This is a genomic window from Rhizobium lentis (assembly GCF_017352135.1).
In the GTDB taxonomy this organism is placed as follows: Bacteria; Pseudomonadota; Alphaproteobacteria; order Rhizobiales; family Rhizobiaceae; genus Rhizobium; species Rhizobium lentis.
The window spans coordinates 24,270-38,818 of record NZ_CP071458.1 but is presented as its reverse complement, the minus strand read 5'-3'; the positions used below and the strand labels follow the sequence as shown (position 1 = coordinate 38,818).

Annotated in this window: 13 protein-coding genes and 2 pseudogenes; 7 read left to right on the top strand and 8 right to left on the bottom strand. The window is 59.9% G+C overall.

The annotated features are described in order from the left end of the window. Nucleotides 1–14 precede the first annotated feature (14 nt). The 7 genes and pseudogenes from J0663_RS30005 to J0663_RS29975 all read left to right on the top strand — a co-directional run bounded on the left by J0663_RS30005 (nt 15) and on the right by J0663_RS29975 (nt 7,461). Nucleotides 15–875 (top strand): carbohydrate ABC transporter permease, encoded by an 861-nt coding sequence (locus tag J0663_RS30005; protein WP_246590488.1) that lies wholly within the window; start codon nt 15–17, stop codon nt 873–875. A gap of 140 nt (nt 876–1,015) precedes the next feature. Further along, the gene (locus J0663_RS30000; RefSeq protein WP_207246320.1) at nt 1,016–1,996 is read left to right on the top strand and encodes a sugar phosphate isomerase/epimerase family protein; all 981 of its coding nucleotides are present in this window, start codon (nt 1,016–1,018) and stop codon (nt 1,994–1,996) included. A 56-nt stretch (nt 1,997–2,052) separates the two neighbouring features. Next, a complete protein-coding gene (locus J0663_RS29995) occupies nt 2,053–3,117 on the top strand; it encodes a sugar ABC transporter substrate-binding protein (protein ID WP_168300956.1) in 1,065 nt (354 codons plus the stop codon). Between the two features lie 64 nt (nt 3,118–3,181). Beyond that, nucleotides 3,182–4,699: a sugar ABC transporter ATP-binding protein gene (locus J0663_RS29990; RefSeq protein ID WP_207246308.1), complete on the top strand. Its 1,518-nt coding sequence runs from the start codon at nt 3,182–3,184 to the stop codon at nt 4,697–4,699. A 26-nt stretch (nt 4,700–4,725) separates the two neighbouring features. Then, complete coding sequence (locus tag J0663_RS29985; RefSeq protein ID WP_168300943.1) at nt 4,726–5,706, top strand: ABC transporter permease; 981 nt, start codon at nt 4,726–4,728, stop codon at nt 5,704–5,706. Further along, nucleotides 5,703–6,578, top strand: a complete 876-nt coding sequence (locus J0663_RS29980; protein WP_168254671.1) for a MurR/RpiR family transcriptional regulator — start codon at nt 5,703–5,705, stop codon at nt 6,576–6,578. The genes J0663_RS29985 and J0663_RS29980 overlap by 4 nt, the downstream gene beginning before the upstream one ends. Continuing rightward, a pseudogene (locus J0663_RS29975) lies at nt 6,575–7,461 on the top strand (ribokinase). Before J0663_RS29980 ends, J0663_RS29975 begins: the two are co-directional and overlap by 4 nt. A 425-nt stretch (nt 7,462–7,886) precedes the next feature. Here the strand turns inward: J0663_RS29975 and J0663_RS29970 are convergent. The 8 genes and pseudogenes from J0663_RS29970 to J0663_RS29935 all read right to left on the bottom strand — a co-directional run bounded on the left by J0663_RS29970 (nt 7,887) and on the right by J0663_RS29935 (nt 14,545). After that, entirely contained in the window at nt 7,887–8,666 is a 780-nt protein-coding gene (locus J0663_RS29970) for an HpcH/HpaI aldolase family protein (RefSeq protein WP_168254673.1), read from the bottom strand. A gap of 152 nt (nt 8,667–8,818) precedes the next feature. Further along, entirely contained in the window at nt 8,819–9,478 is a 660-nt protein-coding gene (locus J0663_RS29965) for an SDR family NAD(P)-dependent oxidoreductase (RefSeq protein WP_168254674.1), read from the bottom strand. Continuing rightward, nucleotides 9,472–9,816: a S8/S53 family peptidase gene (locus J0663_RS29960; protein ID WP_207246334.1), complete on the bottom strand. Its 345-nt coding sequence runs from the start codon at nt 9,814–9,816 to the stop codon at nt 9,472–9,474. Before J0663_RS29960 ends, J0663_RS29965 begins: the two co-directional genes overlap by 7 nt. A 349-nt stretch (nt 9,817–10,165) precedes the next feature. Next, complete coding sequence (locus J0663_RS29955; RefSeq protein WP_168254689.1) at nt 10,166–10,483, bottom strand: hypothetical protein; 318 nt, start codon at nt 10,481–10,483, stop codon at nt 10,166–10,168. Between the two features lie 328 nt (nt 10,484–10,811). Then, nucleotides 10,812–11,802: pseudogene (locus tag J0663_RS29950) on the bottom strand (GlxA family transcriptional regulator). A gap of 24 nt (nt 11,803–11,826) precedes the next feature. After that, entirely contained in the window at nt 11,827–12,825 is a 999-nt protein-coding gene (locus tag J0663_RS29945; RefSeq protein WP_168300939.1) for a 4-hydroxyproline epimerase, read from the bottom strand. A 20-nt stretch (nt 12,826–12,845) separates the two neighbouring features. Then, complete coding sequence (locus J0663_RS29940) at nt 12,846–13,700, bottom strand: ABC transporter permease (RefSeq protein WP_085739312.1); 855 nt, start codon at nt 13,698–13,700, stop codon at nt 12,846–12,848. Next, a complete protein-coding gene (locus tag J0663_RS29935) occupies nt 13,700–14,545 on the bottom strand; it encodes an ABC transporter permease (RefSeq protein ID WP_168254692.1) in 846 nt (281 codons plus the stop codon). The genes J0663_RS29940 and J0663_RS29935 overlap by 1 nt, the downstream gene beginning before the upstream one ends. Nucleotides 14,546–14,549: the final 4 nt, after the last annotated feature.

The window sequence follows — 14,549 nt, the reverse complement described above, 5'->3', positions numbered from 1 at the left end:
CGCTGCCCAGCTTCATGACCCGTAGCATGCTGATCTACGCCGCCCTGGTCTTTTGGGCCTTCGTTTCCCTGTTTCCGATCTACTGGACGGTGACGACGTCATTCAAGACCGCCGTGAACGTGACCCAGGGCCACCTCATTCCCTTCGTGGATTTTACGCCGGACTGGAAAGGCTGGCGTTCGCTTGGCCTGTCGCCCGACACGATCTTTGCGCAATCGACCGTCCGTGACGAGTTCATCCGCCGGTTCTTCAACAGCATCGTCGCGTCGGCGGGCGCCTCGCTTCTCGCTGTCGTCCTCGGATCGCTCGCGGCCTACGGCCTCAGCCGGTTCTCCTACAAATTTCTCTGGATGCGCAACAAGGACATCTCCTTCTTCTTCCTGTCACAGCTCATCTTGCCACCGGTCGTGCTCGCGATGCCATTCCTGGTTCTCTACAAGCAACTGATGCTGCTGGACTCGCTTGTCGGCCTCATCCTGGTCTACACGCTGATGGTCCTGCCGATCGTCATCTGGATCATGCGCGACCAGTTCGACACGATCCCTCTGGAGCTGGAGCAGGCGGCGCTTGTCGATGGCTGCTCGATCTGGGGCGCGTTCCTGCGGATCGTGCTGCCCATCGCACTGCCCGGCATGGTCGCGGCATTCATCCTGTCCGTTATTCTCTGCTGGAACGAGTATTTCTTCGCAGCTCTTCTGACCAGCACCGATGCCAAGACGCTGCCGGTGATGGTCGCAAGCCAGACCGGATCGCAGGGTATCAACTGGTGGTCCATGGCAGCGATCGCCAGTGCCGCCATTCTGCCGCTCGTGCTCATCGGCATATTCCTCGAGCGCTACATCGTTAAGGGCCTGACGGCGGGCGCCGTGAAATAGCGTGGCGCCCGTAGCCGACAGAAGGCGAGCCCGATCCGCGAAATGGTGCGCCGCACAACATTTCATAACTTTACAATATTGTATTATTATGTGAAGTAAACTGCAACGCCAAACGATGTGAGCCCAGTCCAGTGACCCCATTGAAATTCGCCACCCGCCTCAACTCCTTTGCCTCCCGGCCGCAGGCCGAATGGCCTGATCTTTCCGGGAAGCCAAGTGTCAAGCAGATGGTCGCCCGTGCTGCAAAGGTCGATGGATTGACGGATCTCGATCTCAATTATCCCGATCACGTCTCCGAAGACCCGCGCGAATTGGCGCGGCAGATCGGGGACATGGGCCTTGCGATCAACGGCTTTGCGATGCGTTACTACACTAATCCCGCTTTCAAGATTGGCGCCTTCACCAACCCTGATGCAGCGGTTCGCCGTGAAGCCATCGACCTGACGAAGAAGGGCATCGACGCCACCCGTGAGGCCGGCAGCAATCTGATGACCATCTGGCTCGGGCAGGATGGATTCGATTACGCGTTCCAGGCCGACTATGCAACCTTGTGGCAACACGAAATTGCTGGAATTCGTGAAGTTTGCGAGCATGATCCCGATTGCCAGATCAGCATCGAGTACAAGCCGAACGAGCCGCGCTCCTATAGCCTGATGCCTGACTGCGCCACAACGCTGCTGGCCATCAAGGAAGTCGGCCTCCCCAATCTTGGTGTGACGTTGGACTTCGCTCATGTGCTCTATGCCGATGAGCAGCCGGCCTTCGCGGCGGCGCTGATAGCGCGCTACAGCCGTATTCTCGGCGTTCACCTGAACGACGGCTATGCCAAGCGTGACGATGGCCTGATGGTCGGCGCCGTTCACACACAACAGACGATCGAACTGCTGCGCCAGATCCGCAAGGACGGTTATGACGGCGCGATCTACTTCGACACATTCCCGGATATGACCGGACTCGATCCGGTCCACGAATGCGAGGTGAACATCCAGACTGTCAAGCGCATGCTTGATGTCGTGGACCGCCTTGAGCAGGACAATCGCCTGTCTGGCGCGATTGACCGTCAGGATGCCGTTTCCGCCCAGTCCATCATTCAAGAAGCGATGCTTGGCGCGGGGGCTTGAACTCCATCACCGCAGCACGCCGGACGGCGTGTGAATTTCACACTCGGGAGGAACCGATGAAGACATTTTTGAAGACGACCGTTGCCGCAGGTCTGGTTGCCAGTTTCCTGTTCAGCGCCGCCGTCGCGCAGGAACTTGCGCCACTCAACTCCGACACCGAAAAGGATCGCATGGACTGGTCGCAGCTCGAAGCCAAGCTCGGCGCGTTTCCCAAGCTGCCGGAAGGTACCAAGGCCGGTGCAGTTTCCAAGACGCTGACCAACGAATACTGGCGCTCGCTGGGTGAAGGCTACACCAAATTCGGCGACAAGGCCGGCGTGCCGGTGGTCTATCAGGCAGCACAGAGCGAAGGCGACCAACTCGGCCAGCTGACAATCGCCGAGGGCCTGATTACCCAGGGATACAATGTTCTTTTGGTCTCGCCGCAGACCGACGCCAATCTTCAGCCGGTCATCGAACAGGCGAAGGCCGCGGGCATTCCGGTCGTCAACGTCAATGATGCGGTCATTCCGCAGGCGGAGCACTATGTCGGCAACGTCCAGCGCGACAATGGCGTGCGCGTGGCGAAATGGTTTGTCGAGAACCGGCCGGATGGCGGCAAGGTTGCGATCGTCGAAGGCCAGGCCGGTGTCTACGCCGCCGTCCAGCGTACCGACGGCTTCAAGGCGACGATCAGCGAAAGCGGCAAGTTCGAAGTCGTCGCCAGCGTTCCGGGCAACTGGGATCGCCAGACATCCTATGACGCCGCCACCAACATCCTGCAGCAGCATCCCGACCTGATCGGGTTCTATGCCAATAACGACGGGATGGCACTGGGTATCGTCGAGGCGGTCAAGGCGGCCGGCCTTCAGGACAAGGTTGCCGTGTTCGGCACGGACGGCATTTCCGATGCCTATACGTCGATCAAGGCCGGCGAATTGACGGGCACCGTCGACAGCTTCCCGGTACTGACCGGTGAAGTGGCGCTTGAAGCCGCCTTGCGCCTTGTCGCCGGCCAGAAACTGCCCCGCGTCGTCGCCACGCCGCAGGCGCTTATCACCAAGGACAATGTCGCTCGATACCAGGGCGAAGGCGTCGATGTCCGTGCCGTGCTGATGGAAGACGCCGCCGCGGCGAATTGATCGCCAACTGACGAAGATGCCGGCCGCTCTGGCCGGCATCTCTTGCCGATGGGAGGGTGACGCAATGACACCGAGACTGAGATTCGAAGCGATATCCAAGAGCTTCCCGGGCGTGAACGCATTGTCCGACGTCTCCTTCGACGTCGCGCCCGGCGAAATCCATGGGCTTCTCGGTGAAAACGGCGCGGGAAAGTCGACGCTGCTGCGCATCCTTTCCGGCGTCTTTCGTCCAACCTCCGGGTCCATGTTTGTCGACGGCGAAAATGTCTCCTTTCGCAAGCCGATGGAGGCGCGTGGTGCCGGCATCGCCATGATCCACCAGGAACTGCAGCAAGTCCCGCATCTGAGTGTAGCGCAGAACATGTTCCTCGGGCATCCGCTGACGACCGTTGGCGGGCTGTTCGTCTCGAGAGGAGAGCAGGAGCGGCGGGCTGCCGAAGCATTGTCGATGATCGAACCCGGCATCGATCCCGCGGCGCCAATCTCTTCGCTCAAGGTGGCACAGCGCCAGATTGTCGAGATTGCCCGGGCATTGCTCGACCGCGCCAGGATCATCGCCATGGATGAACCGACATCCAGTCTGACACCGAGTGAGTTCGAACGGCTGGCTGAGGTCATAACAAAATTATCGGCAAGTGGCGTGTCGATTATCTATGTCTCGCACAAGATGGACGAAGTCTTCCGCATCTGCCAGCGCGCCAGTGTCATGCGCGACGGCAAGCTTATCGGTGCGGTGGATGTCCAGACGGCTTCCCACCAAGATGTCATCACGATGATGGTCGGCCGTGAGCTGATGCAGGAGCAGCATGTCTCACACGCGACCGCGACGGTGAAACTCGAGGCGCGCGGGCTCTCGTCGCTGACGAAAATCAGGGACGCGTCGTTCAAACTTCACCGCGGTGAAGTTCTCGGCATTGCAGGGCTTGTCGGATCCGGTCGGACGGAACTCCTGCGCCTTCTGGCGGGTGCGGACAGATTGACGGCAGGCACGATCGATATAGACGGCAAAACCGTGAACCTGCGCAATCCCCGCGATGCCATTTCCGCCGGCATCGGCCTCGTTCCTGAAGAGCGCAAGCGGGAGGGGATCATTCCCGTCCGCTCGGTCACCATCAACATGGCACTTGCCTCGCTGGAGAGCTTCTCCAAAGCCGGCATCATTCAGGGCGGCAAGTTGCGCAACACGGCTCAGGACCTGCTGCGCCGCGTCAATCTCCGGCCTTTCCAGTTGGACAGACCGATCCGGCTCTTCAGCGGTGGCAATCAGCAGAAAGCGATCATCGCGCGCTGGCTGGCAAGCAAATCGCAGATTCTCCTGTTCGACGAGCCGACCCGCGGCATCGACGTCGGCGCCAAGGCGGAAATCTATCACCTGATCGAGGCGCTGGCCGCCGATGGGCATTCCATCGTGGTGGTCTCTTCCGAACTGCCGGAAGTTATCCGGCTTTCCGATCGTGTCCTTGTCATGCGCGACGGGCAGATTGCTGCGGAGATCGCGCGTGCTGACCTCACAGAAAGCGCCATCGTGGCGCATGCCATTCCCGGTGCGAATACTGGCCGCACGCCAGCTCCGGCCGCCTAGGCGTGGGCGACATAAAGGAACACGTTATGAGCAATTCACCGGCCGCCGCCGACACGAAACTTTCGCCCGTATTCGCGCGCTTCTCGTTTTCTTTGCGAGACGCCGGCACGCTGATCGGCCTCGTCGTTATCATGGCCGTGTTTTCGACATTGGTCCCTGGCTTCCTGTCGGAACGCAATCTCGTCAATATCCTGCAGCAATCGAGCATCAACGCCTGTCTGGCGCTTGGCATGACATTGGTGATCATATCGGGCGGCATCGATCTGTCTGTCGGCCCGACTGCTGCGATATCGGCGGTCATCACGGCGACTCTGCTTCTTTCCGGAACCCCGGTTCCGCTTGCGATCCTGGCGGGCCTCGGGATCGGCATGGCCTGCGGTTTCATAAACGGAATTCTGGTTGCCTATGTCGGTTTGCAGCCCTTCATCGTGACCCTCGGAACGTTGAGCACGTATCGCGCGCTCGCGCTGATCTATACCGGCGGCAATCCTGTTCTCGGCATCCCGGCGGGTTTTCGATCGCTCTTTAATGGAAACCTGTTCGGTATTCCGATGCCCGTTCTGATCGTTGCCGTCGTGGCGCTAGCCGCCTGGGTCTTGCTCAAGAAAACCCCGATCGGCGAATATCTCCTGGCCGTCGGCGGCAATGAGGAAGCGGCCTACGTCGCCGGTGTCCCGATCGCGCGCACCAAGATCACGGCTTACGTGATCTCCGGTGGGCTTGCAGCTCTTGCGTCCCTGATTCTGATCGGGCGCTTAGGCGCTGCCGAACCGATCCTCGGCAACCTCTGGGAGCTCGACGCGATTGCTGCTGCGGCCATCGGCGGAGCCTCGCTGATGGGCGGCAAGGGCAGCATTCTGGGAACGATCCTGGGCGCCATCATTCTCGGAACTATGCGCAACGGCCTCACGTTGATGAACGTCCAGGCCTTCTATCAACTGCTGGCAACCGGCCTTATAATCCTCGTTGCGATGATGATCGATCGCGCCACGAGGGGACGAGAATGAATACTGAAAACTTCGACACGAAAGCCGTCGGCCCTCGCATCCGCATGATGATGCCCTTGCTGACGCCGCTTGAAGCAAAGGTGGTCGATACGGTTTTTGCGTTGCGCGACTTCGGCGACGACACATCGCTGAAGCAGATTGCCGACGATGCGGGTGTTTCGGAAGCCATGGTGGTGAAGATCACCAAGAAACTCGGTTTTGCCGGATATCGGGATTTCCGTGCGGCGGTCAGCCAGTATAACCGCCAGCCCACGGCCGAAATGCATCAAGAATTGTCCGTCGACGATACGTCGCAGGAGATCGTGCAAAAGGTTTTTCGCACCTCGATCAATGCCCTGGAAGAAACATTGTCGATACTCGACATGGAGGCGTTCGACAGGGCGGCGGATCTGATCCATCGTGCCAAACAGCGCGATTTCTATGGTGTGGGCGGCTCCGCGCAGATTGCACGCGATGTGTCGCACAAATTTCTGCGGATCGGCGTGCGGGCCAGCGTCTTCGATGATTTGCACATGATGCTGATGTCGGCGTCGCTGCTGGTCGACGGAGACATTGCGATCGGCTTTTCCCATTCGGGCAACACCACGGCAGTGATCGAGGCGATCCAGCTTGCCCGGCGAAACGGCGCTCGCACGATTGCTATCACCAACTACAACTCGTCCGCGTTGGCACAGGCGGCCGACGTGGTGCTTTGTTCCACCGCGCAGGGTTCTCCTCTGATGGGCGAGAATGCCGCCGCGCGGATCGCGCAGCTCAACATCCTTGACGCTGTGTTCGTTGCCGTTGCCCAGCGTGACTACAAAGCTGCCGAACGCAATCTCGAGCGGACCATGTCCGCCGTCACGTCCAAACGAAAAGATCGACTCCCATGACAACTGCACCCCTCGTTACCGTCTTTGGCAGCCTCCACTACGACATCGCCGTGATGGGACCGGCGCGGCCGCGCAAGGGTGAAACAGTGACGGGAACATCATGGCACCCGAAAAGCGGCGGTAAGGGCGGCAACCAGGCTGTTTCGTCGGCTCGAACCGGTGTCGCGACGGCGATGATAGGGGCGGTTGCCGACGACGACTTTGGGCGGTTTCTTATCACCAATCTCGCTCGCAAAAATGTTGATCACACTTTCGTTCGGCGCGATGGATCGCAATCCACCGGAATGAGTGTCGCGATCTTCGACGCGGAGGGAGACTATGGCGCGGTTATCGTTTCCGGAAGCAATCTCACGCTTGGCGACGGCGATGTTGCCGCGGCCCAGGTTCTTTTGGACAGGACGACGCTGCTTGTTTTGCAGAGCGAAATTCCCGACGCCGCCAACGTCGCGGCGGCACGGGCTGTAAAAGAGGCGGCGGCCGTGTGCTGATCAATGCCGCGCCGGCGCGTCCGCTATCGTTCGATCTTCAGCCGCTCATCGATATCCTCGTCGTCAACGCAATAGAAGCGGAAATGCTGTCAGGGGTTCCAGTCGTAGAAACACTCGATGGCGCTCTGGAAGCTGCAAGGAAGCTTGTGAATGTCTTTCCCGAGGTCGTGGTGACCGCAGGTGGTGACGGTGTCGCTTTTGCAGACCGCCAAGGCCATGAAATCCTTATTGAGGCCGTGAAGATCGTTGTTGAGAGCACCCATGGCGCTGGTGACGAGTTCATTGGCGTGTTGGCTGCAGAAATTGCATCTGGGAAAACGATGAACTCTGCTCTTCGAAAAGCGAATATCGCCGCCGCGAAGCTGGTCAGCACCCCTGAAAAAGATCGTGTGTGAGAGACTTGAAATAGGGGGCGCTTTCAGCGCTAACTGACTACGCCGCCTTCCAGAATAATAGTTCTGGCGTCTCATTCTCCTAACATTTGAGAGACCCATCACATAGCATCGGTCGAGTCTGGCAGGACGACATGCACGAACCAAGACAGATCAAGTCCCTATTATCGGTAGCCGCGGTCGACTTCCAGCCCTCTCCGTTTTCCGCCCGCGTGGGTCGAATAGAAGGGGGTAAGCTTCAGCGGTGAAAACCAACGCGTACCTGTTCTTCCGAGACGGCCGGCCTGGCGCGCAGGCGACGGCGACCGCGATGGCCTTTGAGTAAGCGGATCGAGATTTTTCACCTGAACGGCGCGGATGCAGGCATGTGGCGCTCTACGGACATCGTGTTTTCATCCGATTCCAATGCGCCCGGCAGAGGTTCGAAGTCAGACCTGCTTGGCTTCATTCAGGACTTTCGCGAACGCGTCGGCGATTACTTTTTCGTCGTACTCCACAGACACAAGCTGAAAGCCGTCGCGCACGAGCTCGCGCGAGCGTTCAACGGTTCCCGCGAACGCACATGCGATCTTTCCCTTCGCGCGGGAGCGGCGGGCAACATCGAGAGTGGCGTTCCGCACTGCGCTTCCGTTTGGATCCATGATGCCGCTGCACAAGGCGAGCGAGAGGTCAGCAGGACCGACCAGAACGCCGTCGAGGCCGGGAACATTCAGGATTTCATCGAGGACATCGAGAGCCTCGCGTGTCTCGCACATGGCGATCGCCAACGTATTCCCGTTGGCAGACTGAACGAATACTTGGTCATCGGTTGCACTAGACAATTGCATAGCCCGGCCAGGTCCAAAGCTACGTTGTCCAAGTGGAGGATATTTGACGTGCGATACGAACCGCCTCGCGTCGGCTGCCGAATTGATCATCGGAGCGACGACGCCCGCCGCGCCGCAATCCAGCATTCGTGCCGCCTGCGCGAAATCATTCACGCTCACACGGACGATTATGGGGGTACCAGTCAGCGCGGCTTCCGAAATACACGAGATGCACGACGCCGTATCGTGGAACCCATGCTGTTGATCAAGCAGTACAGCGTCGTATCCCGCGCGCGCGATGTAGCCCACGAGCATCGGGTCACTCAATCCCGACCAGCCCATATAGTTGGCTTTGCCGGACCTCAATCTCTTGAGGAAATTTTGCAATCCGCTTTCGTCCATGGTTTCCTCCGTTTGATCGAGATTACCGCCCAAACGCGAGAACGCGCTGTTGACGTGTAATGCTTCAAACCTCACTTCCATCGCTAGAAACGCACCACCAGATGACAGACCGAGCCGAAGATTGTGCGCCGCGCGCAATCGCTGGCGATGCATCAGAACATGACAGCGCCGTTCGGGCCAATGCACTGACCCACGAACAGCGACGCACTTGGCCCCGTTAGGAACACTATCGCGGCTGCGACCTCCTCCGGTCGACCGATGCGCCCAAGGGGGTTTGCTGTTTCCATCTCTCGCATACGATCGTCCATGGTTTCGAAACCAAGCAACGGCGTGTCGGTCGGACCAGGCGCAACAGCGTTGACGAGGATGCGCGGCGCAAGTTCGCGCGCCCATGAGCGGGTAAGCGCCAGACGTGCAGCCTTCGTAGCGCAATATACCGATGCATTGGCGCGGCCGATATAGGCCAGTTCCGACACGACGTTAAAGATTCTTCCGCCGTCAGGCAGATGGGGAAGGGCCTCTCGCGTCGTGAAGATCGCGCCCCTTACGTTGACCGCAAACATTCTGTCGACCTGCGCGGCGGAGATCGCGCCCAGCGGAGCCTCCTCCATGACGCCCGCATTGTTGACAAGGATATCGAGACCGGCCAATCTGGCGGCGGCGGCTTGCCGCATCGCGGCGGCCACGCTCTCCTCAACGCTTAGATCGCAGGGCAGGATTTCGAAAGCGTCGCCGTGCGTCGTCAAATCAAGGCCGATCCCACTTGCCGCGCCCGTGATGAGCGCTCTTTTACCTGCCAGCGAGTTCACCACGGTACCTCTCCACGATCGACACCCAACGATTGCCCGGTGATGTTCCCGGCCCGATCGGATGGAATGAAGGTTTCGAGCGCTTGAGAGGTCGCTGCTTCTGGTGCGTACCCTTTTTCCACCAGCCACTCGCAATAGCTCGGGAAATCGAAGCCGAGCGACGTCGAGATCACGTTTGCACCGCTCGAAAGCGCCCACTGGAACCCCTCCAGCAATGACCCCAAACCGCGGCTGGGACCCGGGCAGCACTGCTCGCCGTTGCGCAAGACGACGTCATCAGGCGCTACATCTTCGACCGCGATGCCCTGTGGTCCCGAGTAATCTGGAATCTGGAAGCGCATCTGAGATATTCGGATCTCAGGGCCTGTGCCATTGCGCCTTCAAGCCCGCTTCTTGCGATTGGTGCCGATGAAAGCACCATCGCCCTTCTGGACACCCGCGACGGGCAGGCCGTGCAGCAGATCGAAACCACCGCGACGCTTCCGGGCGAGGTCCCGGGATTGGTTTTCCTCGATGACAAGACGCTCGTTGCGGTCGGTCCGAGGGACAGGTCGTGTATCTCCCGGCCTAGTCGAAGCGGGACCTGCAATCAGGCGCTTTTCAGCTTGCCCGGCAACCGGTATCCCGACCCATTCTGCGGATGTGCATCGTTGAGCGGCGGTGACAATGCCAGGGAGACGGCCTCAGCATTCAATGCGGAAACTGGTAGTTATAAGCGACAAGCCGGGCCCTGGCTTTGGCAAGCTCATTCTCCGTAAAGAGCGAACGCCACTTGCTGTTGTCGAGCACCAGTGCCTCCACGGTGAGATCGAGCCTGTTGCGCTCCCAAAGGTTCGTGTATCCCTCGGAAGGTGACGTGGCATTTATGAGATAGCGCGCCGTTGCAAGCCCCCCGCGATCATTCAGCATACCCAGAAAAACGTTGGCATTGTATCTGGCCTCGGTCTTGGCCCGCTGGTAGATCGACATCATTGCCGTGTCGAACTGCCTCTCGAGATTTGTGGTCATCAAAGCTTCCCCATCGCGCCTGCCTGAATAGCCAGCTTCAGATAGCTGCACAACACCAAACCAGCCGGACGCGAACACCTATTTCCATCGCCGGTCCTGTACACGTTGATTGAAATCTCGTAGTTCAGTCGCTTCCGAGCGAATGCCAACGCGATGTGGCCGCGCGACCTTGCGACGTTATAGGACCGTGCTGTTTGCGTCGCTGGTATCCAAATCTTCCTCAGCGCTTAGCCGAATGTGGCGACGGGACGCCGGTTTCGCATCCCTGCAAGGCGATCAATGAATCGTAATCTGGGGAACGTATCTCACCAAATTGTCAAAGTGCCCGCTAGCTCAACTCGGTAGCGCGCATCCTCGTTGGGCTTTTTCCAAATGTCTGGGAGAAGGCGCGGGAGAAGTGGGAGGCGTTTTCAAAGCCGACTTCGAGCGCTACTTCGATCAAGGAGGCTTTAGTCTTGATGAGCAGTTGCTTGGCGCGTTCCATCCGCACCCGTCGGTAGACGAGGGCGGGGGAGCTTTTTGGTTTCCCCCATAAACAGGCGCTCGAGCTGTCGTCTGGAGAGCCCGACCGATGCGGCGAGTTCCTCGATCGGCAATCGACCCTCGATATGCTGCTCCATCATGATCAGCACGGCCCTAATCCTTGGATCCTTGCACTCGATGGAGAGCGGCTTGCGGGTCTGGATGGCAAGCGCGGTTCGCGCCTTTTCAATGTGGAGAACCTCGAGCGCATTGCGCTCGGCTTCCTTGCTGATGTGACGACGGACGATCAATGCCGCCATGTCGGCGGCGCTGCTGCCGCCGGCGCAGGAGCCCCTTGTCCGGTCGAGGTTGAAAATCCGATCGGACCGAACCTGGTGGTCGGGGAAGCGCTCGCGAAACGTGTTGTAGTGCAGCCAACTGACGCAGGTCCGGTGCTCCTTCATCAGGCCGATTTCGGCAAGGATGAAGGAGCCGGTGCACACACCGATCAGCTTGACCTTTTTTGTCGATGCCTTCTTCAGGAAGTCGACCGTTTCCTGGTCGACGGATGGACCGTTGTTGAGCAGACCGCCGACCACGACAATGTACTGGAACTGGCTGGGATCAACGAAGTCCGATGTCGGCGCGAGCTTGACGCCGCAACTGGACGTTGTCAGATGCCGCGTGCTGCCGAGCACCTCCCAGTCGGCCAGTACCCGGCCTGACCTGTCGAATTCGTCGCTCGCCAGGCGGAGCGTGTCGACGAAGAGGGCGAAGGCAGAGAGCGTGAACGATTTCGCGAGCACGAAACCGATCTTCAGCCGGTCGACAGGCGCGTTTGGCTCCAACGATTTCATCTCAACTCCACCGCGCTTTGGCCTTTATCTGATCTGGAAACCGTGCGCCAAAGGATCTCGATCGTCTACAAAGATCGTATTGTGGCCGATGATCCGTGCCCAGCCGCCGACACTCGGCTTGATGCCGTGGAACGGACCGACGTCGACCTCTGCCTCAATGCGCCCTTCAAAGACCGTACCAATCAGGCTTTCCTGGCGGAAGGTCTCGCCGGCAGGCAAGCGACCTTTGCCGTGAAGCTGGGCCATGCGTGCCGAGGTGCCGGTACCCCCAGGAGACCGGTCGATGGCCTTGTCGCCGTAGAAGACAGCGCCACGCCCGTCGGCTTTGTCGCTGGTCGGCGTGTCGCACCACAGAGCGTGATGCACGCCCCTGATCCTTGGGTCATCCGGATGTTCCGGATCGCAGATCTTGGCCAATGCGTCGCGCAGTTTGACGCTGAGATCGACGATATCGCTGGCGGACATGCCGCCCAGTCCCGACCACGCGGCCTGCGGCTCCACCACGGCGTAGTAATTCCCACCATAGGCGATATCGACGATCAGGCGCCCGATGCCTGCGACATCGACGGCAATGTCTGCGGCGTGGAGATAGCTCGGCACGTTGAACATCCGCACCGATTCCACGAATTCGCCGGGCTTCTCATACTGGATATCGACACGGCCCGCCGGGGTCTCGATGGAAAGCCTGCCTTCTACCCGCGGCGTGATCAGGCCTTCCTCGATGCCGGCGGTCACGAGACCGATCGTGCCGGCGCCACACATGGGCAGGCATCCGCTGACTTCGATGAAGATGACCGCGAAGTCGCAATCCTCGCGATAGGCCGGATAGATGATCGCGCCGGACATGATGTCATGGCCTCGCGGTTCAAACATCAGAGCCTGTCGCACCCAGTCATGATCGCGGACAAACAGTTCCCGGCGCTCAGTGATCGGAAGATGCGGAAGAAGCGGGCCGCCCGCGGCAACGAGACGGACCGGATTGCCGCAGGTGTGGCTGTCAATGCAGAAGAAGCTGCGCCGCATGATAAGACCTTTCGAATATGTCAGTTTCCGGCCGTAGCCGGTGCTTTGCGCTGAAGGGCACCACGCGACAGCCGGTCGAGGAAGATTGCGACCGCGACGATGGCAAGGCCCGCACGAAGGCCAAGCCCCATTTCCATTCGTGTCAGGCCGCGCGTCACCTCGGCACCAAGACCACCCGCTCCGACGAGACCTGCAAGAACGACGATGGCGAGCGATAGAAGAATGCACTGGTTCAGCCCCACCAGCAGTGTTGGCGTCGCCGCGGGGATTTCGATCTTGAACAGGATGGCGCGGGGCGAGGCGCCTGTGGCCTGCCCGAGTTCCAGCAGGTCCTTCGGAACCTGACTGAAGGCCAGCGTCGTCAATCGCAGCATCGGTGGCACGCCGTAGACGATCGTGGCGATGATGGCAGGCACGCGGCCGAGGCTGAAGATCATCACGGCAGGGATGAGATAAACCCAAGGCGGGACCGTCTGCATGATGTCGAGCACGGGACGGATGGCCGCCTCGAACTTGCGGTAACGGGATGCCAGGATGCCGAGCGGAAACGCAATCAACACCGAGATACACACCGACACCGTCACCAGAGCGAGCGTCTGCATCGATGCCTCCCACAGGCCCGCCAGAAAGCAGAAGGTCAGCGCGATCGCGCTGGTTACCGCGACGCGAACATTAACGACGACGGCAGCGAAAACCACGGCAATGAGGATGACCGCGTAGAAGGGCAGGTAAAGCAGGCTCGATTCAAGGCCGCCCAGAACGGCCTCGATCACTTTCGTCACCATGTCGAAAAAGGGATGGAAATTGGCGTTCAGCCAGTCGATGACCGGGGCGAGGTAAGCGCCGGGGGAGAAACGAACAAGGTCCAGGTCCATCACTTGCCTCCATTGGCGCGGCGCGCCGCACTCTGGGTCAGTCGGTCGATCACCATGGTGAGGATGACGATGGCGATGGCGGCGTTGATCGAGGTGGCGATATCGAGCGTTCTCACCGCGCTGTAGATGGTTTCGCCAAGCCCGCCGGAACCGACGATGCCTGCGATCACCACCATCCCAAACGCCATCATCAGGCTCTGGTTGATCCCTGCCATGACGCTCGGGATTGCGAAGGGCAGCCTGATCTTGACGAACATCTGCCACGGCGTCAGGCCACTTGCCTGCCCGAGCTCGATGAACTCGCGCGGGGTTCGGCGGATGCCGAGCGATGTCAGGCGGATTGCCGGAGGCATGGCAACGATGACGGTCGCCAGAAGAGCCGTGGCCGGTCCGTATCCCATCAAAGCGATCGCCGGCAGAAGGTAGATGTAGGGCGGAAGGGTCTGGATGAGATCGAGGATCGGTTCGACGAACCTGTCGAAAGATTTGACGAAGCCGGCCACGACGCCAAGAGGGATACCGATGAGCAGCGCCATGAACGTGGCCGTGATCACCAGGGCCAGCGTGCTCATGGTCTCGGCCCACAGTCCCATCACCGCGCATCCGAGCAGGGCGACGCCTACCAGAAGCCCGGCCGGCACGTTGATCAGCCGCCATCCCAGCGCCGCCGCGACAAGGGCGATCACATAGAATGGTGGAAGCTGCACGAGCCAGAGGACGCCGTCATAGGTGCCCTCCAGAACGGCGCGGATGCTGTCGAATAGCCACGAGGCATTGTCGCTGATCCAGTTCAGCGCATCGTCGATCTTCTCGTCGAAGCTGTCAGTGATGAGGGACGTGTCCATGACC